General features: G+C 62.8%; 24 protein-coding genes. 12 read left to right on the forward strand and 12 right to left on the reverse strand.

Annotation, left to right across the window (positions count from 1 at the left end):
• Positions 1-189: 189 nt before the first annotated feature.
• From FEZ63_RS02990 to ggt, 6 genes are all read right to left on the reverse strand, one after another.
• On the reverse strand, positions 190-1386 hold the full coding sequence (locus FEZ63_RS02990) for an O-succinylhomoserine sulfhydrylase (protein WP_150942148.1): 1197 nt from the start codon (positions 1384-1386) through the stop codon (positions 190-192).
• Positions 1387-1443: 57 nt separating this feature from the next.
• Entirely contained in the window at positions 1444-2313 is an 870-nt protein-coding gene (gene rfbA, locus FEZ63_RS02995; protein ID WP_150942149.1) for a glucose-1-phosphate thymidylyltransferase RfbA, read from the reverse strand.
• Between the two features lie 10 nt (positions 2314-2323).
• The gene (gene rfbD / locus FEZ63_RS03000) at positions 2324-3217 is read right to left on the reverse strand and encodes a dTDP-4-dehydrorhamnose reductase (protein WP_150942150.1); all 894 of its coding nucleotides are present in this window, start codon (positions 3215-3217) and stop codon (positions 2324-2326) included.
• 12 nt (positions 3218-3229) lie between these two features.
• A complete protein-coding gene (gene rfbC / locus FEZ63_RS03005; RefSeq protein WP_150942336.1) occupies positions 3230-3787 on the reverse strand; it encodes a dTDP-4-dehydrorhamnose 3,5-epimerase in 558 nt (185 codons plus the stop codon).
• 54 nt (positions 3788-3841) lie between these two features.
• Positions 3842-4900: a dTDP-glucose 4,6-dehydratase gene (gene rfbB, locus FEZ63_RS03010; protein WP_150942151.1), complete on the reverse strand. Its 1059-nt coding sequence runs from the start codon at positions 4898-4900 to the stop codon at positions 3842-3844.
• A gap of 80 nt (positions 4901-4980) precedes the next feature.
• Entirely contained in the window at positions 4981-6729 is a 1749-nt protein-coding gene (gene ggt / locus FEZ63_RS03015; protein WP_150942152.1) for a gamma-glutamyltransferase, read from the reverse strand.
• A 564-nt stretch (positions 6730-7293) separates the two neighbouring features.
• On the opposite strand from ggt, the gene FEZ63_RS03025 reads away from it, so the two are divergent.
• A complete protein-coding gene (locus FEZ63_RS03025) occupies positions 7294-8619 on the forward strand; it encodes an MFS transporter (RefSeq protein ID WP_150942154.1) in 1326 nt (441 codons plus the stop codon).
• On the opposite strand, the gene FEZ63_RS03030 is transcribed toward FEZ63_RS03025, so the two are convergent.
• On the reverse strand, positions 8574-9566 hold the full coding sequence (locus FEZ63_RS03030; protein WP_150942155.1) for a transglycosylase SLT domain-containing protein: 993 nt from the start codon (positions 9564-9566) through the stop codon (positions 8574-8576). The two genes, FEZ63_RS03025 and FEZ63_RS03030, sit on opposite strands and share 46 nt — an antisense overlap.
• Before the next feature lie 492 nt (positions 9567-10058).
• On the opposite strand from FEZ63_RS03030, the gene FEZ63_RS03035 reads away from it, so the two are divergent.
• Complete coding sequence (locus FEZ63_RS03035) at positions 10059-10490, forward strand: GNAT family N-acetyltransferase (protein ID WP_201274070.1); 432 nt, start codon at positions 10059-10061, stop codon at positions 10488-10490.
• A gap of 1 nt (position 10491) precedes the next feature.
• On the opposite strand, the gene cobD is transcribed toward FEZ63_RS03035, so the two are convergent.
• Positions 10492-11481 carry a threonine-phosphate decarboxylase CobD gene (gene cobD, locus FEZ63_RS03040; protein WP_150942157.1) on the reverse strand — a complete coding sequence of 330 codons (990 nt, stop codon included), beginning with the start codon at positions 11479-11481 and terminating at the stop codon, positions 10492-10494.
• Positions 11482-11501: 20 nt separating this feature from the next.
• Between cobD and cbiB the strand changes: the two genes are divergently transcribed.
• Complete coding sequence (gene cbiB, locus FEZ63_RS03045; RefSeq protein WP_150942158.1) at positions 11502-12479, forward strand: adenosylcobinamide-phosphate synthase CbiB; 978 nt, start codon at positions 11502-11504, stop codon at positions 12477-12479.
• A gap of 29 nt (positions 12480-12508) precedes the next feature.
• On the forward strand, positions 12509-13354 hold the full coding sequence (locus FEZ63_RS03050; RefSeq protein WP_150942159.1) for an ABC transporter substrate-binding protein: 846 nt from the start codon (positions 12509-12511) through the stop codon (positions 13352-13354).
• 2 nt (positions 13355-13356) lie between these two features.
• Here FEZ63_RS03050 and FEZ63_RS03055 read toward each other — a convergent pair whose 3' ends face one another.
• The 3 genes from FEZ63_RS03055 to FEZ63_RS03065 are packed head-to-tail and all read right to left on the reverse strand — an operon-like array spanning position 13357 to position 16794.
• Positions 13357-14826, reverse strand: coding sequence for a cobyric acid synthase (locus FEZ63_RS03055; RefSeq protein WP_201274071.1), 1470 nt, complete (start codon positions 14824-14826; stop codon positions 13357-13359).
• Positions 14823-15368 (reverse strand): bifunctional adenosylcobinamide kinase/adenosylcobinamide-phosphate guanylyltransferase, encoded by a 546-nt coding sequence (cobU, locus tag FEZ63_RS03060; RefSeq protein ID WP_150942160.1) that lies wholly within the window; start codon positions 15366-15368, stop codon positions 14823-14825. Before cobU ends, FEZ63_RS03055 begins: the two co-directional genes overlap by 4 nt.
• Positions 15369-15408: 40 nt before the next feature.
• Positions 15409-16794: a sensor histidine kinase gene (locus FEZ63_RS03065; RefSeq protein WP_150942161.1), complete on the reverse strand. Its 1386-nt coding sequence runs from the start codon at positions 16792-16794 to the stop codon at positions 15409-15411.
• A 259-nt stretch (positions 16795-17053) separates the two neighbouring features.
• Between FEZ63_RS03065 and FEZ63_RS03070 the strand changes: the two genes are divergently transcribed.
• The 8 genes from FEZ63_RS03070 to phoB all read left to right on the forward strand — a co-directional run bounded on the left by FEZ63_RS03070 (position 17054) and on the right by phoB (position 24818).
• Complete coding sequence (locus tag FEZ63_RS03070; RefSeq protein WP_420846251.1) at positions 17054-18097, forward strand: lysylphosphatidylglycerol synthase domain-containing protein; 1044 nt, start codon at positions 17054-17056, stop codon at positions 18095-18097.
• 65 nt (positions 18098-18162) lie between these two features.
• Positions 18163-19464: an ATP-binding protein gene (locus FEZ63_RS03075; protein WP_150942163.1), complete on the forward strand. Its 1302-nt coding sequence runs from the start codon at positions 18163-18165 to the stop codon at positions 19462-19464.
• 141 nt (positions 19465-19605) lie between these two features.
• Positions 19606-20649, forward strand: coding sequence for a phosphate ABC transporter substrate-binding protein PstS (pstS, locus tag FEZ63_RS03080; RefSeq protein ID WP_150942164.1), 1044 nt, complete (start codon positions 19606-19608; stop codon positions 20647-20649).
• Positions 20650-20682: 33 nt separating this feature from the next.
• Complete coding sequence (gene pstC / locus FEZ63_RS03085; protein ID WP_150942165.1) at positions 20683-21657, forward strand: phosphate ABC transporter permease subunit PstC; 975 nt, start codon at positions 20683-20685, stop codon at positions 21655-21657.
• A gap of 9 nt (positions 21658-21666) precedes the next feature.
• Positions 21667-22557: a phosphate ABC transporter permease PstA gene (pstA, locus tag FEZ63_RS03090; RefSeq protein WP_150942166.1), complete on the forward strand. Its 891-nt coding sequence runs from the start codon at positions 21667-21669 to the stop codon at positions 22555-22557.
• On the forward strand, positions 22554-23372 hold the full coding sequence (gene pstB, locus FEZ63_RS03095; RefSeq protein WP_150942167.1) for a phosphate ABC transporter ATP-binding protein PstB: 819 nt from the start codon (positions 22554-22556) through the stop codon (positions 23370-23372). Before pstA ends, pstB begins: the two co-directional genes overlap by 4 nt.
• A 28-nt stretch (positions 23373-23400) precedes the next feature.
• Positions 23401-24114 carry a phosphate signaling complex protein PhoU gene (gene phoU / locus FEZ63_RS03100; RefSeq protein ID WP_150942168.1) on the forward strand — a complete coding sequence of 238 codons (714 nt, stop codon included), beginning with the start codon at positions 23401-23403 and terminating at the stop codon, positions 24112-24114.
• 2 nt (positions 24115-24116) lie between these two features.
• Positions 24117-24818: a phosphate regulon transcriptional regulator PhoB gene (gene phoB, locus FEZ63_RS03105; RefSeq protein ID WP_150942169.1), complete on the forward strand. Its 702-nt coding sequence runs from the start codon at positions 24117-24119 to the stop codon at positions 24816-24818.
• A gap of 49 nt (positions 24819-24867) precedes the next feature.
• Here the strand turns inward: phoB and FEZ63_RS03110 are convergent, their stop codons facing one another.
• Positions 24868-25395, reverse strand: coding sequence for a GcrA family cell cycle regulator (locus FEZ63_RS03110; protein ID WP_150942170.1), 528 nt, complete (start codon positions 25393-25395; stop codon positions 24868-24870).
• Positions 25396-25720: the final 325 nt, after the last annotated feature.

A 25720-nucleotide genomic window follows, 5' to 3' on the forward strand; every position in this document is an offset into this window, starting at 1 on the left:
CGAAATGTTTCGTTGTCCCACCTTCTCCTAAGTGCTTGAAATTGTTAGGTTCAGCGACTCCCCTAGGGAGCGCCAAAGGCAAAGTTGCTGCTTCCGTAGCAAGTTGCCGGTTGCGAAAAGCCGCTCGGCCTGCATCGCCGAAACTTGCGGCAGGAGCGTCGGCGCAGCTCGCTGTTCGGCGCAATGGCCCTATACCTCCGCCAAGGCCCGGTCGAGATCCGCCAGTAGGTCGTCCCGGTGCTCCAGCCCAACCGAGAACCGCACCAATCCGTCCCGAATTCCCATTTCGAGCCGCAGGTCCGGCGTGAAGCGTTGGTGCGTCGTTGTGGAAGGGTGGGTGACGAGGCTCTTCGCATCGCCGAGATTATTGGAGATACGAATGAGCTTCAGGGCGTTCATGAAGCGGAATGCGCCTTCCTTGCCGCCCTTGACCTCAAGCGCGATCATGGTCGAGCCGCCGGTCATCTGACGGCGGATGAGCTCGGCCTGCGGGTGGTCGGCGCGGCCTGGATACGTCAGGTGCTGAACCTTCGGGTGCTCGGCGAGGAAATCGGCCAGAAATCCGGCAGTCTCGGTTTGCCGCTCGACGCGGATGGGAAGGGTCTCGAGACCTTTGAGCAGAACCCAGGCGTTGAAGGGTGAAATCGTCGGCCCGGTCATGCGGAGGAATTGCTGCACGTGGGTCTCGATGAAGGCGACGGAGGCGAGAATGATTCCCCCGAGACATCGGCCTTGGCCGTCGATGTGCTTGGTGGCTGAATAGACCACGCAATCAGCCCCGAGCGCGAGCGGCCGTTGAAAGAGCGGCGACGCGAAGACATTGTCGACTGTCAGCGTCGCACCTGCCTCATGGGCGATCTCCGCCACGCCCGCGATGTCGATGATTTCGAGACTCGGATTCGATGGAGTTTCGAGCAGGAAAGCCTTGGTTGCCGGCGTGACGGCAGCGCGCCATTCATCGAGGTTGGGCCCATCGACGAGCGTGCAGCCGACACCGAAACGCGGAAGCAGATCTTCCACCACCCAGCGGCAGGACCCGAAGAGCGCGCGGGCCGCCACCACATGGTCGCCCGCCTTCACCTGGCCCATCATGGCGGCCGTGACAGCCGCCATGCCGGTGGCCGTGGCCTGCCCCATCTCGGCACCTTCCAGCGAGGCCATCCGCTCCTCGAAGATGGTCGTCGTCGGGTTCGAGTAGCGGGTATAGCTGTAGCCCGCCTCCTCGTTGAGAAACCGCGCTTCCGCGCTCTCGGCGTTGTCGTAGATGAAGCCTTGCGTCAGAAACAACGCCTCGGAGGTTTCTCCGAACGGGCTTCTTGTCTGGCCATCATGGACGAGACGGGTTTCGACACGATGGGTTGCGGGGGCGATGGCGGGCTTTGTCATCCGTTAATTCTAGCGATGTTCTTTAAAAAGAACAATCGTCTTTTTAGCAGGATTTGCTCACAGGCCGCGGGCGACGCGCATAAGATACTGTCCATAGCCGCTTTTGGAGAGAGTCGTCGCAATGTTGATAAGTTGGGCCTGGTCGATCCAGCCGAGATTGTAGGCAATCTCCTCGGGACACGCGATGCGGAAACCCTGCCGCTTTTCGAGCGCGCGCACGAACTCGGAGGCTTCCACCAACGCGTCCGGCGTTCCGGTGTCGAGCCATGCAAAGCCGCGCCCCATGCGCTGCACTTGGAGCTGGCCGCGCTCCAGATAGGCACGGTTGACGTCGGTAATCTCCAGTTCCCCGCGCGCCGACGGCTTCAATCCGGCGGCAATCTCCACCACCTGGGCGTCGTAGAAATACAGCCCCGTGATCGCCCAGCTGGATTTCGGAACCGGCGGCTTCTCCTCGATCGAGATCGCCCGCGATTGATCGTCGAATTCAACCACGCCATACCGGTCCGGATCGGTGACGTGATAGGCAAAGACCGTGGCGCCTTCCTGTCTCTGGCGGGCGGCCGACATCAGTTCGGGCAATCCGTGGCCGAAGAAGACATTGTCGCCCAAGATCAGGACGGACGGGCCGCCATCGACGAAATCGGCACCGATGCGATAGGCCTGAGCCAGGCCCTCCGGCCGTGCCTGTTCGGCATAGGACAGACGGAGACCCCATTGCGCGCCGCTGCCGAGAAGCTGCCGGAACCGCGGCAGGTCCTCAGGCGTCGAGATGATCAGGATGTCGCGAATCCCCGCCAGCATCAGGGTGGTGAGCGGGTAATAGATCATCGGCTTGTCGTAGATCGGCAAAAGCTGCTTCGACGTGACATATGTCATCGGATGCAGCCGGGTGCCCGAACCGCCGGCCAGAATGATCCCTTTCATGATTGGTCCCTCACGATTGCGGTTCCGTCAGCAGGCGGCTGATGCAGGGTTGCAGGGACGCGTGCCAGTCGGGCAGGGTGACCCCATGAGCTGCGGCGATCTTCGCACAGTCGAGCCGTGAATTGGCCGGTCGCCTCGCGGGTGTCGGATAATCGCTCGTCGAAACAGGCAGGACACGAGCAGTAGGCCCGCCGAGTTGCGCCGAGCGCGCGAAGATCTCCGACGCGAATTCGGCCCAGCTCGCCGAGCCCGCGGCGGTCATGTGAAAAATCCCCCGAAGGGAGCGCTCGTGCGGCCTTGCAAGCAGGTTCCGGCAAACCGTCAGCACGCCGTCGGCAATGTCGTGCGCGCTCGTCGGCGCGCCGACCTGGTCGGCCACGACGGAAATTTCGTCGCGCTCCCGGGCAAGCCGCAGCATGGTCCTGACGAAGTTCCGGCCGAAGGGGCTGTAGATCCAGGACGTCCGAAGAATGGCGTGATTGGCGGTCGCCGCAGCCACCGCCTGTTCGCCCAGCAACTTGGACTTGCCATAGACCCCCAGCGGCGCCGGCACGTCGCCTTCGCCATAGGGGCGGCTGGCCGCACCGTCGAAAACGTAATCCGTCGAAATCTGAACGACGGGGAGGTTCATGGCAGCGGCAGCCCCCGCGACGGCCCCTGCGCCGATGCCGTTGATGGCCTCCGCGAGCTCAGGTTCGGTCTCGGCCTGATCGACGGCCGTGTAGGCGGCGGCGTTCACGACCACGTCGCCCGAGATCTCGGCGAGCACGTCGCCGATGCCCGAGGGGTCTGCCAAGTCGAGCAGCGGACGGCCGATCAATGTGACCACTGCCCCATGCGCTGCCGCGCGCTCCGCAAGCGCTCGGGCGACCTGACCTTCTTTACCGATCACGAGAATGCGCACGAAATGTCGAACCTATGAGAATGACGCGGGCAAATCGGCAAACAGAGGATGCGTCTTGTCCTTGTCGGAGAGCATAGCCTGCGCCGGGCCGACCGGCCAATCGATACCGAGGGCAGGGTCGTTCCAGGCGAGGCCGCGATCGTGCGCCGGCGAATAATGCGCCGTGACCTTGTAATGGACCTCCGTGTCCGGCTCCAACGTGCAAAAGCCGTGCGCAAAGCCGACGGGGACGAAAAGCTGCTGACGGTCATCGGCCGACAGTTCCAGCGCAATATGCTGGCCGTAGGTCGACGAGCTCCTGCGCAAATCCACGACGACATCCAGTATCCGGCCGCGCCCTACGCGGACGAGCTTGGCCTGCGCGAACGGCTCCGTCTGGAAATGAAGGCCACGGATCGTTCCCATCCGCGTCGAGAACGAAGAATTGTCCTGAACGAAAACATCGTGGATGCCCGCTTCGGCGAAGGCGCGCTGGTTGTAGTCTTCGACGAAATAACCGCGCGCGTCGGTAAAAACCGTGGTGCGGACGATCTTCACGTCGGGGATTTGGGTTGGTTCCACTCGGACCACTGTCACTCTTCCTGCTAGGCTTGTTTCTCGTGTGATCGCGGGCGTGAAAACACCTCAGGCGACAATCCCCAGCCTCTGTCCCCGGTAGCCCCCCGACCGGACACGCTCCCACCAATCGCGGTTAGAAAGATACCATTCCACGGTCTTGCGCAGGCCGCTCTCGAACGTTTCCGACGGTCGCCAGCCAAGGTCCTGCTCGATCTTCGAGGCGTCGATGGCGTAGCGGAGATCATGGCCCGGTCGGTCCGTCACATAGGAGATCAGCCTCTCCCGCGGCCCGATCGCCGGATCGGGCGACAACTCATCGACGAGGGTGCAGATGGCACGCACCACATCGATGTTCCGGCGCTCATTGTGCCCGCCAATGGCATAGGTTTCGCCCGGACGGCCTTTTTCCGCCGTCAGAATGAGCGCTCGCGCGTGATCGTCGACGAACAGCCAGTCCCGCACGTTCTCACCTTTGCCGTAGACCGGAAGCGGCTTGCCCTCCAGCGCGTTCAGAATGGTGAGCGGGATCAGCTTTTCGGGGAAATGATAGGGACCATAATTGTTCGAGCAATTGGTCACGATCGTCGGCAAGCCATAGGTGTGGTTCCAGGCGCGAACGAAATGGTCCGAGGCTGCCTTGGAGGCCGAATAGGGCGAGGTCGGCTGATAGGGATAGTCTTCGTGAAAGAGCCCATCCTCACCGAGGGAGCCGAAAACCTCGTCAGTCGAGATGTGGTGGAACCGGAAGGTTTCCTGGGCCGTCGGCGGGAGCTGGCGCCAATAATGCAGGCAGGCTTGAAGCAGCGCGAACGTTCCGACCACATTTGTCTGGACGAAGGCCCCCGGCCCCTCGATGGACCGGTCGACGTGGCTCTCGGCCGCGAGATGCATCACCACATCCGGCCGGTAGCTCTCCACGAGCGCGCGCATCCGCTCGAAGTCGGTCACATCAGCCTGCTCGAAGCGGTGGCGCGGGTTGTTCGCCACTGGCTTGAGCGAGTCCAGATTGCCCGCATAGGTGAGCTTATCGAGGACCATGACCTCGTGGGGCGTGTCCCGAACCAGCATGCGAACGACGGCGGAACCAATAAATCCGGCTCCGCCCGTGACAAGAAATCTCTTCATGCGCTCCCTTGGATCCGAAATTCAGGCACTCTTCTGCGACATGGACCCTGTTTCGTCAAAGTCTGCGCAGGCGAGAGACGTCAATTTCCGATCGCCACCCCTTCGCGGCGGCTATCGGCGCCCCCGACAAGGCCCGCGGGCGTCACTAGGATGGCGTGAATGCCGGAATTCTGGTCGATCAGCTTGACCTCGTGTCCCTTCGCCTCGAGGCCCGCTTTCCACTCCGCAGCTTCGGTCCCGGCTTCGAGCTCCGTCGGTCCGTTGCGGCTTCCCGCATTCGGAAGGTCAGCCGCCACTTGCGGGTCGAGTTTCCAGTCGAGGAGCCCGACGAGAGTCTTGGCCACGTAGTTGATGATGAGGCTGCCGCCGGGCGACCCGACCACCGCATAAAGCTTGTTGCCCTCGTCGAGAACGATAGTGGGAGCCATGGAGCTGCGCGGCCGTTTGCCGGCCTCGACCCGGTTTGCAACCGGCTTTCCATCCTCCACGGTGGCGAACGAGAAGTCGGTGAGCTCATTGTTGAGCAGGAAACCGCTCTTCGTCATCAGGCGGGCGCCGAACCCGTCCTCGATGGTGGTGGTCATCGATACCGCGTTGCCGTTGCGATCGACGATCGACATGTGGCTGGTGCCGAACTCGATGCCTTCGGAGGCTCCCCAGAGGTAGGTTTTCTGGAAAGGTGGCTCGCCGGGTTTGGCCTTGCCCATGGATTTGGCGGGATCGACCAGGGCGGCGCGGCTCTTCAGGTACCCCGGATCGGTCAGGCCTTTGACGGGCACATTCACGAAAGCCGGATCCGCGAGATAAAGCGCCCGATCGGCATAGGCGAGACGGCCGGCCTCGGCGATCCAGTGGACCGCGTCGGGGCCCGGCTTCAGGGCGGCCATGTCGGTTTCCTGCAGGATGCCGAGAATCTGCTGCACCGCGACCTGACCGGAACTCGGCGGACCCATGCCGCAGACCTTGAAGGTGCGATAGGGACCGCAGACGGCGGGGCGCTCCTCGACTTTGTAGGCTTTGAGGTCGTCGAGCGTCATATCGCCCGGATTGGTCGGGTGCCCGGTGACGGACGCAACGATGTCCTCGGCGATCTCGCCCGAGTAGAAGCCGTCTGCGCCTTTTTCGGCGAGGGTCCGCAGGGTTTTGGCGAAGGCCGGGTTTTTCAGGACGGTGCCGACCGCCTTCGGTTTGCCGTCCGCATCATAAAAATAGGCGCGGGCGACCGGGTCGTTCTGTAGGTATTTTTCCTGGGTCAGCAGGCCGTTGAGCCGGGGCGAGATCGTAAAGCCGTTCTCGGCGAGCGTGGCGGCGGGCTCGATGACCTGCCTCCAGGGCAGCTTGCCCCAACGTTTATGGGCGGTCTCCAGGAGGCGGACCGTGCCGGGCACACCGACCGAGCGTCCGCCGATGACCGCGTCGTAGAACTTCATCGGCTTGCCATCCGCGCCAAGAAAACGCTCGGGTTTAGCGGCGGCCGGCGCTATTTCGCGGCCATCCAGAGTGGTCATCGTGGTGCCGTCCCAAAGCACCATGAAGGCGCCGCCGCCAATGCCGGAGCTCTGCGGCTCGACAAGATTCAGAACGAGCTGGACCGCCACCGCCGCATCGACAGCGCTGCCGCCCGCCGCGAGAATCTCGCGACCGGCCTGGGCAGCGAGGGGATTTGCGGCAGCCACCATGTCCCTGGTGGCTGAGGATATCGGTTTGGCAGTGCGCCCGGTCGGCGCCTCGGGGGAGGGAGCAAGCGTCTGGGATAAGGCGCCCCCCGAAACGGCGAGTGCGGCGATGAAGCCCAATGCACCCAAGCCGCGCCACAATTGAACTGCCATGGAATTCCTCCCGCTCGCGCTAAGCACCGGATCCTATCAACGAATTGGCCTCCAGCACCACTCCTCCCGACTCGCGTTTTTGCCTCGGCGCGTTCATACTCCCGCCTAGGTGTTTCTCCAGTGTGCGTTCTCCGCCGTGTGATTCGTAGTCTTGGGGAGGGTCGTCATGTCCGCCTATAATCTATTCCGGAATACGGGCCCGGATGGACTCTCCTGCGCAGTTCCGGAAGAACGCTCTGTGCCAGCATTTGTCGTCGGCCCTCAGTGGCGCTTCGAAGGCCGCCTTGAGAACCCGAGGGCCGGACCGCTGGGCTTCGATGGACGTGCGGCCGCGACAGGCGTTCGATTCAACGGGTACTATCTCTTTGCCAGTTTCCAGAAAGCCGCGATGCAACGGGAATGCCGCTTGTAGTTCAAGCATCGACTGTCGTGAGGGATTGTCTTTGGCAGCCGTCGCGGGGCCGGTTTTCAGCGTCGTGGTGGAATTGCCCTTGATCTCTCGCGACGGGTGCCTTCTTGTAAGCTGATCTCGCGCCCGTCGCTTCGCACCTTTCTGTTTTCGCCGTGACCTCCTCGCTTTCCCTCATCTGGACCATCACGGCAGCGGCAACCTTGCTGCAGGCAGGCAATGGGCTCTTGCAGGCCCTGATGCCGCTGCGCATGCAGGCGGAAGGCCTGCCGATTTCGGCGATCGGCATTGTCGCGGCCGCCTATGGTCTCGGCTTCTCGTCGGGTTGTTTCCTGGCACCGCTGTTTATCCGCCATGTCGGTTATATCCGCGCATTCGCCAGCCTTGCTGCGATCGTTGCGGTTCTCGTATTGGCGATGACGCAGGCTCACTCGACACTCGCCTGGTCGATCCTGCGCGGCGTATCGGGCATGACTTTCGCGTGCATCTTTACCGTGACGGACGGCTGGATCAGCGCGCGAGCGACGTCGTCACATCGCGGGCGCACACTCTCCATCTATATGATGTCCACCAAGATCGCGCTGATGCTGTCGCCGCTGGGCATTGCCTTTGGGGACATCAAGACCGATGGCTTGTTTTTGGCGGTCAGCGCCGTGCTGTCGCTCTCGCTGTTGCCGATCGCCGCGACTTCGACGGCCGAGCCTCCTCCTCCGCGGACGGTCCGGATCAGGGTGCGGGCGCTCTTTTCCGCCGTGCCTTCCGCGGTCGTGGGGGCATTTGCCGTTGGTCTCATCAACGGCCCGGTTATCGCCATCACGCCGGTCTTCGGCGTAAGCATCGGGCTCAGCCAGGACAAGGCCGCTGCGCTGTTGTTCGCATTGCAGGCGGGAAGCCTCCTGATGCAATGGCCACTGGGCTGGCTATCCGACCGCGCCGACCGCCGCCATGTCATTGCCGGGCTCGCCGGCGCCACAAGCCTCGTGTCGATCGCCATCCTTCTCGCCAGCATGTACGGCGCGCAGACTTTCCTGCTCTTCGCCTTCGCCGCGTGGGGCGGCACGGCCCTTTGCATCTATTCGGTTTGCGTGGCGCATGCATGCGACATCGTCGAACCGGACCAGATCGTTTCGACGGTGGGAACGCTTCTCTTCTCGTGGGCCACGGGCGTCACCATCGGCCCGCTTCTCGGTGCGATGGCGATGGACTTCATCGGCCCCGGCGGATTGTTCATTTATTCGGCGATCGTGTCGTCGCTGCTCACCGTATTCGTGGTCGTTCGAATCCGAATGCTGCGGCGCGACCCCGTCATGGGTGGGTTTGCCGATATTCCGTCGACGAGCCCCGCTGCTGCTTCGCTGACATACCGCGCCGAGCCGCCCCGCGGTTCGAGCGATGGGCCGGATGCGAAGGGCCAACCCGACGAACGCGCATCCGATCAGAGCACGGCGTCGGCCACAGCCAGTCCGACCACGCCCTCATAACGGTCGAGACGCGTATCGATCATCGCATCGATCTTCTCGTAAACCTCGGCGACGCTCAAATGCCTCGTCTTGCGCCCGGCCTTTGCGAAGAACAGCGCCTTATTCGCCTTCGCGGCGGCGGGAAACAAGCGCGAGGCGCGCTGCTTCGGCTTGTCCTCGACCAGGCTCATGAATTTGCGTGCGCGGTCGACCCCGAAGAAGTGGGACAGGTAATATTCGGACCGGCTGATTTTTCGGCCGAGTTTGGTCTCGATGGTCGCCGTGTCGCGGTTCTTTAATTCGCCCGCCATCAGCGCCGAAACATAGGCGTTGCGGCGCAGGCCGAGAATGTGTTCACGCATCCGTTCATCGGCAACGGCGAGCTGACCGTCGATCATCTGGATAGCCTCTGCTTCGGCACGGTAGCCATGCTTCGCCCCGAACGAGCGGATCACCTCCAGCCATGTGCTGGAAATAAACTGGAACAGACCTTCGGCGGATGAGGTCGCTGCCTTGTTGAACGGAATGAAACTCGATTCCTTGTCCGCAAGCGCCATCATGTAGACCGGGTCGGCGCCAGTCGCTTCCGCCGCCCGGGTGATCGCATCGACGATCCACCGGGACACACGCCGGTCGCCAAAATAAACGTACGAGGGTAAAATCTCATCCTCCAGGGCGGTCTGGCTCGACGGTGACGTTGCCATGCCTGCAATGATGGCGGAGCGAGGATCCGCAATCTCGGCGGCCTTCGGGATTTCGACCGTCTCGAGCAGGTCCTGCGACCGTGCATCGCTGCTCGAGATTTCGCCCGGCACCGCAGCAGGGGGCGGAGCCTCGATCGTGGGGGGCGCGAAATCCGTCAGGTCGATGGCCGCAGGCGCCACGGCGGCGAATTGCGCAAGCGGGTTGGCAATGACGGTCGGCTGCGACGCACCCGCGGGAGCGATCGCGCCGGAGGTCGTGGCCACCGTGACGCAGAACCCGGCGATTCCCGCTAGCGTCCAGCGGCGGATGTTATATAGAAGCCACGTGGACCGAGAAGTAAAACCATCGCAAGAGGATCCATGGCGATGGATGTTCTTGGAATTCTGGCAATGATACGCTGGCTGGCAAGCGTCATGAGACGCTGTCAGGTCGACATTCATAAAGGAAACCCCCAGTGGGATGCCGCGCTACCACAATAGAATGAGCACGCGGTGCTTCTTCATTTAAGATCTGTCGGCGTCGTGACCTCCGGATGTGTTCAGAATAGGTCAGCTTGACCTTTACAAGCCGAAGTCTGCACCAAGTGCGACGACCCGTCGCCTCTCTGAAGGCAGGGGAAATTCTCCTTTGGGCGGATGGGACGTCCAATTGTCGCGGCGGGCCCGCGGAACACCTTGACGTCGCTGCGCTGCGAATGTTGGAACGATTGTCCCGCCAGTGCGGAAAGCTTCGCTGGCTATCTGCGGAGAGGTGGTGTGTCGGAAGAACTGGTTTTCGTCGAAACGGATACGCCGCCAGCGGAAGCCTATGATGCGGCGCAGGCCGTCCTGCGCCGTTTCACGACCGCAGCTGTCGGTGCGCCGGATAATCGCGCCTACGCGATTCTGATTTCCCACGGGGAGACGGGTGCCACCATCGGTGGCCTTTGGGCTCAATCGCGCTGGGGCGGATTTCACATCGAGATGCTGGTCGTGCCGGACGGGTTCCGGGGCCAGGGGATCGGCACGCGGCTGATGCACGCAGCCGAAGCGGAAGCGCGTCGGCGCGGCTGCCACACCATCTGGCTCGACACCTACAGCTTCCAGGCACGCCCGTTCTACGAGGCGCTTGGCTTCGAGGTGTTCGGCGAACTCGATGGCGCGGCGCCGATCTATCCGCGCTTCTTTATGAGGAAGATCCTGACCTGAGCTAGCCGAGGCGCCCGTTCAGCGCCGCTTCGAGGCGAGGCAGCCCGTCTTTCGGTGGGATGCCGAAGCGAAGAATCGCCGCATCGTGCGGAAATTTTCTGACCCAGATCCCTGCGCGTGCGAGATCGTCGAATACGGATGCGGCGGCAGGATGTCGCGCGAGACGGAACAGGAGCGTTCCTCCGACGATGCGAAAACCCGATCGCGAAAGTACGCGATCAAGATCGCTCACGGCCGCTCTAAGCACGTCTTTCTGCGAGACCAGCCACGCATCATCGGCAAATGCAGCGATACCGATGGCGAGGGCGGGTCCGGAAATCGCCCACAATCCGAGTTGCGCTCGTATCTCATCGACGATCGGGCGTGCCGCGATAGCGAAACCCAGCCGAATCCCTGCAAGTCCGTAGGTCTTTCCGAAGGAACGGAGGATGACCGTGCCGGGCAGGTCGCGATGGGCGATCGACACGCCGTCTTCGATATCGGCGAATGCTTCGTCGACGACGAGCCATCCACCGCGTGCTTGCATGATTGCGGCGGCACGTGCGAGTTCGGGCGCTACCACCACTCGGCCGTCCGGGTTGTTGGGATTGACCAGAACGATGTTATCGGTCCGTTCGGACAAGGCATCCGACAGGTTCGCAACGGCAATGCACTCATGTCCTTGGCCCATCCAGCATGCGGCATGTTCGTTGTAGGTGGGGCCGACGATGGCAACACGACCCTTGGGCCGGAGGCGCGGAAGCAGCTCGATGAGCGACTGGGATCCTGGCGCCGCCACGATGAGACAGGGGTCCGGCACGCCATAAGCTCGCGCGGCAGCATGCTCCAACTCCCGGACCGCCTGTTGGGAAGGCAATCGTGTAAAGACGGTGGGGTCGCTAAACGAAACAGGATACGCGTTCGGGTTGATCCCGGTCGAAAGGTCGATCCATGGCTCCGACGCTTCCGGGAAGAGCGCTTTTGCGTCATGAAGGTTGCCGCCGTGATTCACGTCAATTTGCTCCGGACCAGATGCCGTTTCTTCTTGCCACCATTTTGACCACGTTGACAGCGCTCGCGGTCGAGACCTGCGTCGGCTATCCCGCGCGGATATTCGCCGCCATCGGCCATCCGGTCACCTGGTTGGGGGCCATGATCGCCGCCCTGGAGCAGCGTCTCAACCGGCTGGAGCTGCCTCCCACCGCCAGACGCCTGCGCGGCGTCCTTGCGCTCGGCCTGACGCTTGCGGTCGCCGTTGGAATTGCGTCGGTGCTGGATGCGCTCGCTATGAGCCTGCTCCAAGGGGCGGCCTTCCTCATTCTCGGTGTCCTCGCCAGCAGCCTGATCGCACAACGAAGCCTCTACGATCACGTCGCCCGGGTGGCGACTGGACTCGCGACAGACCTCGAAGGTGGGCGCGCGGCCATTGCCCATATCGTCGGACGCGATCCGCAATCGCTCGACCGGCCAGCGGTCGCGCGCGCGGCCATTGAAAGTCTTGCGGAGAATTTTTCCGACGGTGTCGTGGCGCCGACTTTCTATATGGCGGTTGGCGGGCTGCCCGGCGCTGTTGCCTACAAGACGATCAACACGGCCGACAGCATGATCGGCCATCGCTCGCCGCGTTATGGGGCCTATGGTTGGTCGGCCGCGCGTCTCGATGATCTCATCAACCTTCCCGCATCGCGATTGGCGGCGCTGTTGATCGTGACCGCGGCTGTTTTTCTGCCGGGGTGCAGCGCCGTTGAATCGGCCAGAGCCGTCATGCGCGACGCGCGCCATCATCGCTCGCCCAATGCGGGATGGCCGGAAGCCGCCATGGCCGGCGCTCTGGGATTGCGCCTTGCCGGCCCGCGGTCCTATGGCGGGGTCGTGGTCGACGATGGCTGGATGGGTCGCGGACGGGCGGAGGCAGAGCCCGCCGATATCGGCGCCGCGCTGCGGATTTACCGGGTTGCTTGCGCCATCCAGGCGGGTGCGATCGCTTTGCTTCTGTTGTGGCTCATGTGAAGATCGGCTCGATTCAGGTCCTCGCCGTCATGAGCGTTTTTCGCTGCTTGCTTTTCGCCTTCCTTGTCACCTGCGCGATGTGCGCAGCCGGTATGGCGGCGGCAATCGAGCGCCCGAGCCGTGTCGTATCGCTCAATCTCTGCGCCGATCAGCTTCTGTTGCGGCTGGCCGATCGGGACCAGATCAAGTCGTTAAGCCCCCTTGCGCGCGATCCGGCGTTTTCGAATCTCGCCGATGAGGCCAAGGGCCTTCCGGCGAATGACGGCAAGGGCGAATCCATTCTGTTCAGCGGCGCTGATCTCGTGGTGACAGGGACCTTCGGGCAGCAAAATCGCACGGCTCTTCTGAAGCGTCAGGGTTTCGACGTGCAGCCATTGGAGCCATGGCGGTCGCTGGCGCATGGACGCGAACAGATCAGGCTGATCGCCGCAAGATTGGGTCATCCGGGTCGTGGCGAAACGCTGATCGCCGAGATCGATGATGCGCTCGTGCGATCCGAAAATGCCGTGCCCACGGGCCGCAGCATTCTCACTTACTACCGCCGCGGATGGGTGCCGGCATCGGATTCGTTGGTCAGCGAAATCCTGCGCCATATGGGTTTCGTGCCGCATCAGGATGCGCTGGGCGTGAAGCGCGGCGGCGTGGTGCGGCTGGAAACGATCGTGTCTGCGCCGCCCGATTACCTTCTGCTGGACGATGATGCGGGGCGCGCGATCGACAACGGGTCCGCCCTCTTGATTCATCCTGCTCTCTCAGATGCCGTGCCGCCGCACCGACGCCTGTTGGTTGCCGGTCAACTTTCCATTTGCGGCGGGCCGGCGACGCCTGCACTCATCGATTCTCTCGCCGCACAGGCGCGTGCGAAGATGCGCTGACGTCAGCGCGCGTCCCTTGCGATCGCGAGCATCTTCCCGATATCGATATGCATCTCAAGGTGATCAGCCAGAGCGTCGAGAATCGCGTCGAGTTCGGTCTCATACCGAAGATGCCCGGTCGTGCGACCGGGCAGCAGCGCTTGAAGATACGCTTCCCGGAAAGCATCCGTCGTGAACAGCCCGTGCAGATAGGTGCCGACGATGCGCCCATCGACCGATGCTGCGCCCTCGGCTTTTCCGCCGTAGCGAAACGGTGCCCGCGCCGTGTCCTCACCAATGGTCTCACCAAGGTGGATCTCGTATGCGCTGAGTTCGATATCGCTCGCGATATGCTGCGCAACGATCGGCCGTACTGTCTTGTCGTTGGTCAGAACAGTGTCGACAGAGAGGAAGCCGAGGCCTTCGACCGTGCCCACGATGCCCTCGATGCCGTCGGGATCCGCAATCGTTCGCCCCAGCATCTGATACCCACCGCAGAGGCCGAGCACATCACCGCCGCGGCGTATATGTGCGGCGATATCGATATGCCAGCCTTGCTGCCGCAGGAACGTGAGATCGGCGATCGTCGCTTTCGAGCCGGGAATGATGATGAGGTCCGCATCGAGCGGCAGGGGGACGCCGGGTGGGACCATTCTGAGGTCGATGGCGGGGTCGAGTTTCAACGGGTCGAGATCGTCGAAATTGGCGATGCGCGGCAGCAGCGGCACCGCGATCTTGCACGGGGCGCCGTCCCGGGGTGCGGATGCGATGTCGAGGGCATCTTCCGCCGGCAGCTTGTGCGCATCGGAAAACCACGGCACCACCCCGAGGGACGGCCAGCCGGTCAGCGTCGCGATCTTCCCGACGCCCTCCTCGAAAAGAGCAACGTCGCCGCGGAATTTGTTGATGAGAAAGCCACGGATGCGGCTGCGATCCTTGTCGTCGAGGACGGCATGCGTTCCCACGAGACTGGCGATGACACCGCCGCGGTCGATATCTCCGGCGAGAATGACGGGGACGTCGGCGGCGTCAGCGAATCCCATATTGGCGATGTCGCCCGCTCGCAGGTTCGTCTCCGCCGGGCTGCCCGCACCTTCGACCACGATCAGGTCGGCACCCTCGCCCAACTGGCGGAAGCTGTCGAGCACGAAGGGCAGAAGCAAACTCCGCTGCCCGTAGCTCGATGCGTCGAGCTGCCCGAAGCGCTTGCCTTGCACGATGATCTGCGAGCGGCGATCGGTTTCGGGCTTCAGCAGGACCGGATTCATGTGCACGTTCGGCGACACCATCGCGGCTTTCGCCTGTAATGCCTGTGCCCGCCCGATCTCTCCACCTTCGACTGCGGCTGCATTGTTCGACATGTTCTGCGGTTTGAACGGCCGCACGCGCAGACCTTGGCGTGCGAAGATGCGGCACAGTCCCGCGACCAGCAGAGATTTGCCGACATTCGATCCCGTTCCCTGGATCATGATGGCGGGAGCGCGAGCGCTCATGCGAGTTTGAGCTCGAACGCCGGAGCAGGCTTCAGAAACGTCGGGCACCCGGCCGTCACCAGCACGACGGCGTCACTGACCTGCGCCACACGCTCGTTCAATCGCCCCTGCGCGTCGCGGAAAATCCTGCCGAGGGCGGTGGACGGCACGATCCCGTGGCCGACCTCGTTCGACACGAGCACGAGCGGCCCCGTCGCCGAGGTAATCACGTCGACAAGGCGATCCGTCTCGCGGTCGGGATCACGCCCGGCCAGAAGAAGATTCGACAACCACAGCGTCAGGCAATCGACCAGCACGGCCTTGTCCGGTCCGGCTTCGTCGCCGATCGCCTCGACCAGATCGAGGCTCGCCTCGCGCGTGCGCCACTGATTGTCGCGATCGGCGCGATGCCGGGCAATCCTGTCACGCATCTCGTCATCGAACGCCTGCGCGGTCGCAATAAAAACCCGCTGTTCCGCTGCGGCCTCGGCGGTCGCTTGGGCTAGCCGGCTCTTGCCCGAACGAGCTCCGCCGAGGATCAAGGCACTGCGATATGAACTCATCGAAACAATTCTCAGGTACTTGGCGGAGGGGACGCGAGCGTCACAGAGACAGCCGGTCGATGGGGAGCACCATGCGAATGCATAACCCTTCGGGCCGCCACTCGCGAACGATGCTGCCGCCCAATTGCCCCGCGACGCTCCGTTGCGCAAGCTGACTGCCGAAGCCTTCGAAGGTCGGTACCGCTTCGATACGCGGTCCCCCTGTTTCCCGCCACACCATATCGACGGCGGTGTTGGTTTCCGTCCATCGGATCGTCAAATGCCCCTCCGGACTTGAAAGACAGCCATATTTCGCCGCGTTGGTGGCGAGTTCATGCAGCACCAGCGCCAAGCTCGTCGTGGTGTTCGCCCCGACGCTGACGGAGGGCCCTTCTGCCTGCACCTTGCCGCCGTCGTCCTGTGTGTAGGGAGCAAGGACGGCCTCGATCAATTCGTCGAGGCCGACCCGCGCACCCGGTGCGGACACGGCCACCGGTTGCACCAACTCGTGGGCGCGCGAAAGGGCGCTGAGGCGACCGCGGAGCGCGGTCGCCATCTCCTTGGTGTCCCGGGCGGTTCGCGCCGTCATGGACACCATGCCGTTGGCGATTGCGAACAGGTTCTTGACCCGATGGGTCAGTTCGCGGGTCAGAAGCTCCTGCGCTTCCTCGGCTGAGCGCTTGTCGGTGATGTCGCTGATGACGCCGGACAGGCCGGCGATGCGAGACTCGATGCCGTCATCGGCAAAGAACACCCGGCCATTCGATCGGGTCCATCGCATGGATCCATCCTCGAGGATGGTGCGACACTCGACCTCGTAGATCCCGCTCGAGCCCGGCGCCATGGCGGCGGCCATATTGGCCCGAACATTCTCGCGATCGTCAGGGTGAATCCGCTCGAGCGCTTCCTCCAGAGGCATGCTCATCAAGCCGTCGGCAGGCAGGTCGAAGAGCGCGCAGCTCCCTTCGTCCCAGCTGATCGTTCCGCTGTCGGCTTCAAGGCGCCAGGTGCCAAGCTTCGCCGCGTCCAGGGCGAGGCGATACTGATCCTCAAGCACCCGACGAGACTGCTCGGCCTTTTTCTGGGCATCGATGATCGTGCAGGTGCCGAACCAGCGCGCGATCTCGCCCGCATCATTCCGGTGGGGAATGCCGCGGCTGAGCACCCAGCAAAAATGGCCCGCGGCGGATTTGATCCGGTATTCCACCTCGTAGGTGTCGCCCGCGGCAAGGGCCGCTCTCCAGCGCTCGTTGACTCTCGGCAGGTCCTCGGGATGAACGGCAGAGCGCCACCCGCGCCCTAGCGATTGATCGACCGTGAGGCCGGTGAAATCGTACCAGCGGCGGTTGAAATAGTCGTGATAGCCATCTGCCCGGGTGGACCAGACGAGCTGCGGGAGCCGCTCGGCGAGCGCTGCAAACTGGCTCTCTGTTTCGTTGAAATTCACCCGGAATCCCCTACAGGCGCAGTAAATTTGCGCCCGACCTTCTCAGTATAACCACAGTTGCGGGCTTTTTTTCGAGCCCTTGCCAGGACGTGAGCTTAACCTGTCGCTCCTAGAGGGCAAATGGTGGCTTGCCCGGCGCGGAAGCATTATCGGTCCACGGCGTCTGGCGTTTTCGGTTCCGAGCCCCTAGATGCAGAGTCATTCTTGGCGGGACCTATTTTCCCCAAAGCTCAAGCTGGTTTTCATTTTTATGAATGATATGAGCCTTCGTCCCGCGCCTGCTCCGGCGATGACCTCCGCCGAGGCGCTCCATCCGAAGGAGAGGCGCTCGCGCCGCTTCGCTTGGATCGGGATGGCGGCAAGCCTGATCCTGTTCTCCGCTTCCCTCGTGGTCCTCTGGCACGTGGTGTCGGGAATCGACGTGGACGAGCTCAAGACCGCCTTTACGGCGGCAAGCCTCCGGCAGATCGGCCTCGCCATCCTGCTCACGGCGGTCAGCTACAGCCTGCTCACCTGCTATGACGCGATCGCGCTGCGGCAAATCAAGGTCCACATCCCCTATCGCACGACTGCGCTGGCATCCTTTACCAGCTACGCGGTCAGCTTCACCCTCGGCTTTCCCCTGCTGACGGCTGGCACCGTCCGCTACTGGATCTACGCGCCGCGTGGATTAAGTGCAGGCCGGGTCGCTAGCTTGACCGTGATTGCCGGGGTGACCTTCTGGCTCGGCATGGCGCTGGTGCTCGCCTGGAGCATGATCCGGCAGGCGGACGAGGTCGCGAGCCTTGTCTACACGAATATCTGGATCAACCAGCTCGTCGGTCTGATCGCGGCGATCCTCGTGGTTGGCTATCTCGGCTGGGTCTCTCTTAAGCGCCGCGCCGTCAAGATTCAGGGCTGGCGGCTCGAATTGCCGGGATTCCGGCTGACGGTCGCGCAGATGCTGATCGGAGCCGCCGACGTTTGCGCAGGCGCGGCTGTTTTGTTCGTGCTGTTGCCGGGCGGCCATAATATCGGGTTCGAGACGTTCGTGGCGATCTACATCTTTGCCGTGATGCTGGGCGTGGCGAGCCATGCTCCCGGGGGGCTCGGCGTCTTCGAGGCCACGATCCTCCTGGCCCTCTCCAGCTACCCGCGTGAGCCTGTGCTCGGAGCGTTGCTGCTTTACCGCCTCTGCTATTATCTGGTGCCGTTCGTCGTCGCGCTGGCCTTCCTCGGCGCCTATGAAATCCGCAACCGGATCAAATCCTCGAGGGCGGCCTTTACCGAAAGCGAGGACCAGGGGGAGACCGAGGCCGTCTAGCGCCGGATGACTCTTCTCCCGTTGCGCTCTAGATAGTTCCTGTCCTCCCGCGCAACCCAACGGATATGACCGAAATCACCGAGAACGGCGAGGCCAACAATCCGCAACGTGCCGATACCGCACGCGCGTTGGCGGCGCGAAGCGCTGCGTTGGCCGGACTGGTGGTGCTGGCAACCGCGGCTGCGCTGGGCCAGTTCAGCCTGTGGCTGGTGCTCGCCAGCATCGTTGCAGTCGCCCTGAGCGCGGTCCTCGCGCCCAAAAGGCGGATAGGCGCGGCGCTCCGGACAGTGTCCGACGCCGCGGTACGAAGCCCCGGCGTTGCAGATGCCGTCCTGGCGCATATTCCCGACCCGGTCATTCTCGTGGACCAACGCGCGATCGTCGTGGAGGCCAACGACGCTGCCCGCCTTCTGGTGCCCGGCTTGAAATTGGGGCATCCGCTGTCATTCGCGCTCCGCAGCCCCGTCGTGCTTGACGGGATCGACGCGGTGCTGTCCTCGAGAGAGCCCTTGCGGGTGGAATATTCGGAGCACGTCCCGACCGAGCGCACCTTCGAGGTCCATATCGGCCCGCTGCGGACGCAGGCGAAAGACCTTAAAGGTCAATTCGGAGTGGTCCTGTTCTTCCGGGATCTGACCTCCGCTCGCCGCCTGGAAGCGATGCGGACCGATTTCGTCGCCAATGCCAGCCATGAGTTGCGAACCCCTTTGGCGTCGCTTCTCGGTTTCGTCGAGACGCTGCAGGGGCCGGCGAGAAACGACGCAACGGCGCGAGAGCGCTTTCTCGACATCATGCGGCAGCAGGCCCAGCGCATGACGCGGCTGATCGATGACCTGCTGTCCCTTTCGCGGATTGAAATGCGCCTTCACGTCCACCCGACGACGACCGTCGATCTGGTGGCGATCGCGTCGCATATGGTCGAGGCGTTGACGTCGCTTGCGAAGGATCGCGGCGTGACGCTTCGCGCGGAACTGCCCTCAGGCCAGGTTCTGGTCCTCGGAGACCGGGATGAACTTCTTCGGCTGCTGGAAAACCTGATCACCAATGCGGTGAAGTACGGGGAGGGGGGCGGGAAGGTCGACATCTCCCTGTTGGAGGCCGACGCGGTTGGCGGCGGGCATCGGGCCGTTCTGAGCGTGCGGGATTACGGTCCCGGGATTGCTCCCGAGCATCTACCGCGCCTCACCGAACGCTTCTACCGCGTCGATGTGGAACAGAGCCGCGAGAAGGGCGGCACCGGCCTCGGACTTGCAATCGTCAAGCACATCGTCAACCGCCACCGCGGCACGCTTGAAATCGAGAGCGAGCCGGGAGCAGGTGCGCGCTTTACCGTCACGCTTCCGCGGATTGCGAGCAGTCCGCCCTGAACCATCTGACGGTCCGGCTGTCATGGAACTGTCATTTAACTGTCGTAGACCCGACATCCAGAGCCCGTACCTGTCCGATGCGTTCCGGGTTTCGCTGACATTCGAGCGATCCGTCCGCTTCTGTGAACAAGGAGATGTCTCGTGAAACTTCTATCCTTCGCCTTCGCGGCTGGCCTCACCGTCGCCTCTTTCTCGACTGCCGCCACAGCTGCCGAAATCACCGGCGCGGGCGCGACTTTTCCGTTCCCGATCTATGCAAAGTGGGCTGAAGCCTACAAGAAGGACACCAACAACAGCCTGAACTATCAGTCGATCGGCTCGAGCGGCGGCATCCGCCAGATCCGCGCCAAGACGGTGGATTTCGGCGCGACTGACGCTCCGCTCAAGGGCGAGGAACTTGAAAAGGACGGCTTCGTCCAGTTCCCGATGGTCATGGGTGGCGTTGTTGCGGTCTATAACGTTCAGGGCGTGCCATCCGGCAAGCTCAAGCTGACCGGCGACATCTTGGCCGACATCTTCAACGGCAAGATCACCAAATGGAACGACGCTCGGATCGCGAAGACCAACGAGGGCGTGACGCTTCCCGAGGGGACGATCACCCCGGTCTACCGCTCCGACGGATCGGGGACCACCAGCGTGTTCACCACTTACCTGTCGCAGGTCTCGGAGCCCTGGAAGAGCGGCCCCGGCGCCGGCGCTTCGGTTCAGTGGCCCATCGGGCAGGGCGGCAAGGGCAACGAGGGTGTCGCCGCGCTCGTCAAGCAGGTGCCGAACGCCATCGGCTATGTGGAATATGCCTACGCCAAGCAGAACAGCATCCCGTTTGCGCAGCTTCAGAACAAGAGCGGCAAGTTCGTCGCTCCTGAGGCGAAGACCTTCCAGGCGGCTGCGGCCGGCGCGGATTGGAAATCGGCGCCAGGTTATGGCATCTCGCTGACCAACCAGACCGGCGACGAGGCATGGCCGATCACCGCGCCGACCTTCATCCTCGTGCCGAAGAACCCGGAGAAGCCCGAGCAGGTCGCGGAAGCGCTCAAGTTCTTCGATTGGTCGTTCAAGAACGGCGATCAAATGGCCCTCGAACTCGACTACGTGCCGCTGCCGGCTCAAGTGAAGGACGCCGTCCGTGCGACCTGGGCGAGCGACATCAAGGACAAGTCGGGCCAGTTGGTCTTCAAGAAGTAACGCAACGCCTCTCGGAAAGAATCGGATCGGCGGATGGTAGCTCTCTCGCAAGAACGTCTCGTCTCGAGCATGAGAACTCCTGTCCGCCGCTCGCCGCCGAGGACCTTCGACCATGTCTTCCGCATCGCGAGCCTCGGGTCGGCGCTGCTGGTGTTGATCGTGCTCGCGGGCATTCTCGGCTCGATGATTTACGGCGGTCTACCTGCCTTTCGCGAATTTGGCTTCGGCTTCATCACCTCGAGCGTGTGGGATGTGCAGCGGGACCAGTACGGCGCATGGGTCGCCGTCATCGGCACGCTCACGACGGCGCTCGTCGCGCTGGTGATCGGTGTTCCCGTCTCGCTCGGCATCGCCATCTTCCTGACGCAGCTTTGCCCGCCCTGGCTCAAGCGGCCGGTCGCCACCACAATCGAATTGCTCGCCGCCGTGCCGAGCATCATCTACGGCATGTGGGGCCTGTTCGTCTTCGCACCGCTCTTCGCGAGGTTTGTCCAGATTCCCGTCTCCAAGCTCGTTGAAGGCATTCCGATCATCGGAACCATTCTGTACGCGAGCGTGCCGTCCGGCGTGGGCATTCTGACTGCCGGCATCATCCTTGCGGTGATGATCATTCCCTTTGTTGCCTCCATTACGCGTGACATTTTCGACCAGATCCCGCCGGTGCTGCGCGAGAGCGCTTACGGCATCGGCTGCACTACGTGGGAAGTGGTCCGTCACGTGCTTCTGCCACAGGCGGGGGTCAGCATCATCGGCGCAATCATGCTGGGCCTGGGACGCGCGCTCGGAGAAACGATGGCGGTCACCTTCGTGGTCGGCAACGCCAACCGGCTCTCGGCATCTCTCTTCGATCCCGGCTCGACCATCGCGTCGCGCATCGCCAATGAATTTAACGAAGCGCTTGGTCTTCAGCTCAACGCGCTGATGGCACTGGGCTGCATCCTATTTCTCGTGACATTCATCGTTCTCGTGGCGGCGCGCCTTCTCATCGCCCGCGTCAACGCCCGGTAGGAGTCGACGATGGATATCGCCCAGAACATCAGCATGGCGACGCCGAAGGCCTGGGGCCGCGTGCGCCGGAGCCGCTATCTGGCGGATCGCGCCCTCAAGATAATTTGCGCGCTGTTCACCCTCATCGGCGCCTTCGTGCTCGGATGGATCCTGTTGATGCTCATCGTCGAGGGGATCAGCGGCTTCTCGCCCGCCTTGTTCACTCAGACGACTCCCGGCCCGGGCACGCAGGGTGGCGGCATCGCAAACGCACTCGTCGGCAGCCTGATCCTGACGTTCCTGGGCATCATCGTCGCAACGCCCGTCGGCGTGTTGGCGGGAACGTATCTGGCTGAGTACGGCAAGGGCTCGAAATTGGCCGAGCTGATCCGCTTCCTGAACGACATTCTGCTGGCGGCCCCGAGCATTCTCATTGGCCTCTTCGTCTATACGCTCATGGTCCAGCCGATGGGCAGTTACTCCGGTTGGGCCGGTGGCGTGGCGCTCGCCATCATCGCGGTTCCGGTCATCGTCCGGACGACCGAGGACATGCTGCGCCTCGTTCCCGGATCGCTGCGGGAAGCGGGGGCGGCTCTGGGCGCGCCGATGTCGACCGTCATCATGCAGGTAAGCTGGCGGGCTGCCCGTGCCGGAATGGTGACGGGCGTCCTTCTCGCCACCGCGCGCATCGCCGGCGAAACGGCGCCTCTTCTCTTTACCGCGCTGAACAATAATTTCTGGTTCAAAGCGAACCTGATGGGTGGCGTCTCGAACCTGCCGGTCATGATCTACCAGTTTGCGCTGGCGCCCTATCAGAACTGGCGCGAGCTCGCATGGGCGGGCGCGCTCATCATCACCATATCCATTCTGGCGCTCTCCGTGGTTGCGCGCCTGATCGTGAAAAAGGACCACGTACGATGAGCCAGATAGCCCTGAACACGAGCAGCGCCATCGGGAGTGCGGCGGCCGCTGATGTCGACGCGCCGATCCGGATCGCAGTCCGAAACCTCAATTTTCACTACGGCGATGCCATCGCGCTGAAAAACGTCTCGCTGAATTTTCACGACCGTCAGGTCACCGCCCTGATCGGGCCATCGGGCTGCGGGAAGTCGACGCTGCTTCGCACGTTCAACCGCATCTACAGTCTCTATCCCGAGCAGCGTGCCGATGGCGAAATCCTGCTCGACGGGCAGAATGTTCTGTCGCCGTCTGTCGATGTGAATGAATTGCGCGCCCGCGTCGGCATGGTGTTCCAGAAGCCGACGCCGTTTCCGATGTCGATCTATGACAACATCGCGTTCGGCATTCGACTCTATGAGAACCTGCCCAAATCGGAACTTGATGGTCGCGTCGAGGAAGCGTTGAAGAAGGCGGCATTGTGGAACGAGGCGAAGGACAAACTGCGCCAGTCGGGCATGGGCCTGTCTGGGGGACAACAGCAGCGTCTTTGCATCGCCCGCACCATTGCGCAGAATCCCGAAGTGATCCTCCTCGACGAGCCCACCTCCGCGCTCGATCCGATTTCAACCGGCAAGATCGAGGAATTGATCGAGCACCTGCGCGAGGAGTTCACCATCGTGATCGTGACCCACAACATGCAGCAGGCGGCGCGGATCTCTCAATTTACAGCCTTCATGTATCTCGGCGAGCTGGTGGAGTTCGGGCCGACGAACAAGATGTTCATGACGCCGACCAAAAAACAGACGCAAGATTACATCACCGGTCGCTTCGGCTAACCGACCCTCAGCTTCAACGGAGGCCTCCATGTCGGAGCATATCGTCAGTTCCTACGACAATGATCTGCAGGGGCTGCGCCGCCGCATCTCCGAGATGGGTGGCATCGCCGAAAAGATGCTCGTCGATGCCATCGCGGCGCTGCTGCGGGGCGACCTGCCGCTCGCCCAGACCGTGATCGCCTCTGACAGCCGTCTCGACATTCTCCAGCGCGAGATCGAGGAAAGCGCCATTCTGACGATCGCGCGGCGTCAGCCACTCGCTGTCGACTTGCGCGAGACCATCTCGGCGATCCGCGTCTCGGGCGATGTCGAGCGCATCGGCGACTTGGCGAAGAACATCGCCAAGCGGGCTCTCGCGATCGGCGGGCAGCTTCAGCCGCAGAAAATTGCCGCGGGTGTCCAGCATATGAGCGATCTGGTTCTTGCCCAACTCAAGGACGTGCTTGACGCCTATGCCCAGCAGGACACCGTCAAGGCGGTGGATGTCTGGCGCCGCGACGGAGCGATCGATGCGCTCTACACGTCGGTTTTCCGGGAATTGCTGACCTACATGATGGAAGATCCGCGCAATATCTCCTTTTGCACCCATCTCCTGTTCTGCGCCAAGAACATTGAGCGCATCGGCGACCACACGACCAATATCGCCGAAACGGTGCATTACCTCGTGACAGGCGAGAACCTCGCCATCGACCGGCCGAAGAATGACCGCTCGATCGACGCGACCGTCGGGGCTGGAGCCTGAAGATGGGACCACGCGTTCTGATCGTCGAGGACGAAGAGCCGCTGACATTGCTGCTGCGGTACAATCTCGAGGCCGAAGGCTATGATGTCGACTGCGTCGCACGGGGCGACGAGGCTGAGATCAGGCTGCGCGAGCAGGTGCCCGATCTGGTGCTCCTGGACTGGATGCTGCCCGGCCTGTCCGGCATTGAACTGTGCCGCCGCATCAGGGTCCGGACCGAGACCGAGCGGATGCCGATCATCATGCTGACGGCCCGCGGCGAAGAGGGTGACCGCATCCGCGGTCTTGCCACGGGCGCGGACGACTACATCGTCAAGCCGTTCTCCGTTCCCGAGTTGCTGGCCCGCGTTCGTGCGCTCCTGCGCCGCACCAAGCCGACGCATATCGCCAGTCTATTGACGGCGGGTGATATGGAACTCGACCGGGAAACCCATCGCGCTCGCCGCGAAGGCCGCGAGCTTCATCTCGGGCCGACGGAGTTTCGCCTCCTGGAATTCCTCATGCGCAGCCCCGGGCGCGTCTTCAGCCGCGAGCATCTGCTCAATGCGGTGTGGGGACATGACGTTTATATCGACGAGCGCACGGTGGATGTTCATGTGGGCCGCTTGCGCAAGGCCATCAGTCTGCCGCGCAAGCCGGACCCGATCCGGACGGTGCGTGGGGCCGGTTATTCGTTCGACGAAACCTTCGCCCGGAGCGAATAACATCCGGCACGGTTTGGAGGCAGGCGCTTTCGCCTGTCTCCGCCGCTCATCAGCCGCGCGCGAATTTCCGCTCGCGCTTGCGATCTGCGACGGGCTGGTAGGCGACGCGCGCGTGATGGTCGCAATAAGGAAGGCCGGTGATCGAATGCGCGCCACAGAAGCGGAACTCCGCCTTGGTCGGATCCCCCATCGGCCAACGGCACATGGACTCGCGCAATTCCATGATCGTAACGCGCTCCGATACCGGGATCGCGAGATCGTCGCCCGCAGGGAGCATTGGTTCCACGTGGATGACGGGCGCGCGCGGAACCGGCGCCATGATCACATTGGTGCGATTCTGTGGCGGAATGGCAACGGGAGCGCTGGGAGCACGAGCGGCCTTGCGGGGACGCTGTTCTGCGGCGGCCTTATCCTTGGCGCGGCCGGAGAGTCCGAGACGATGCACTTTGCCGATCACAGCGTTGCGGGTCACGTTGCCCAGCTCGGTGGCGATTTGGCTCGCGCTCAAGCCATCGGTCCAGAGCTTCTTGAGAAGCTCCACTCTCTCGTCTGTCCAGCTGATGCCCGCGTCTGTCATGTTTTTACTGCCTTCCATCGGGGCCGCTTATGAGCCGGATTGAATCCCTTATGCTGCGCGGACAAAGGTGTGACCGCGTCGCGAGGATCTCTCCTGGGGTGAAAGCCGCCGCACGAATGTCGTACTCGACGGCCCCGAAGTTACTAGATCGGTGGACTCCGACGCAAGAGTCCCCGGACAAGGGGGGCCGTTTTCCCCAGGGATCTCATCTTGCCGGAATTTCGACAATCGATGGTTTAGATCATTTCTCTTGAATTGACAGCGTTGTAACGCACATTAGAATCCTTAGCTTGCCGCCTCTCCATTGGGCGGCGCTTTCTTTTCT

Origin of the sequence: Microvirga brassicacearum (assembly GCF_008757455.1) — a bacterium.
Taxonomy (GTDB): Bacteria; Pseudomonadota; Alphaproteobacteria; order Rhizobiales; family Beijerinckiaceae; genus Microvirga; species Microvirga brassicacearum.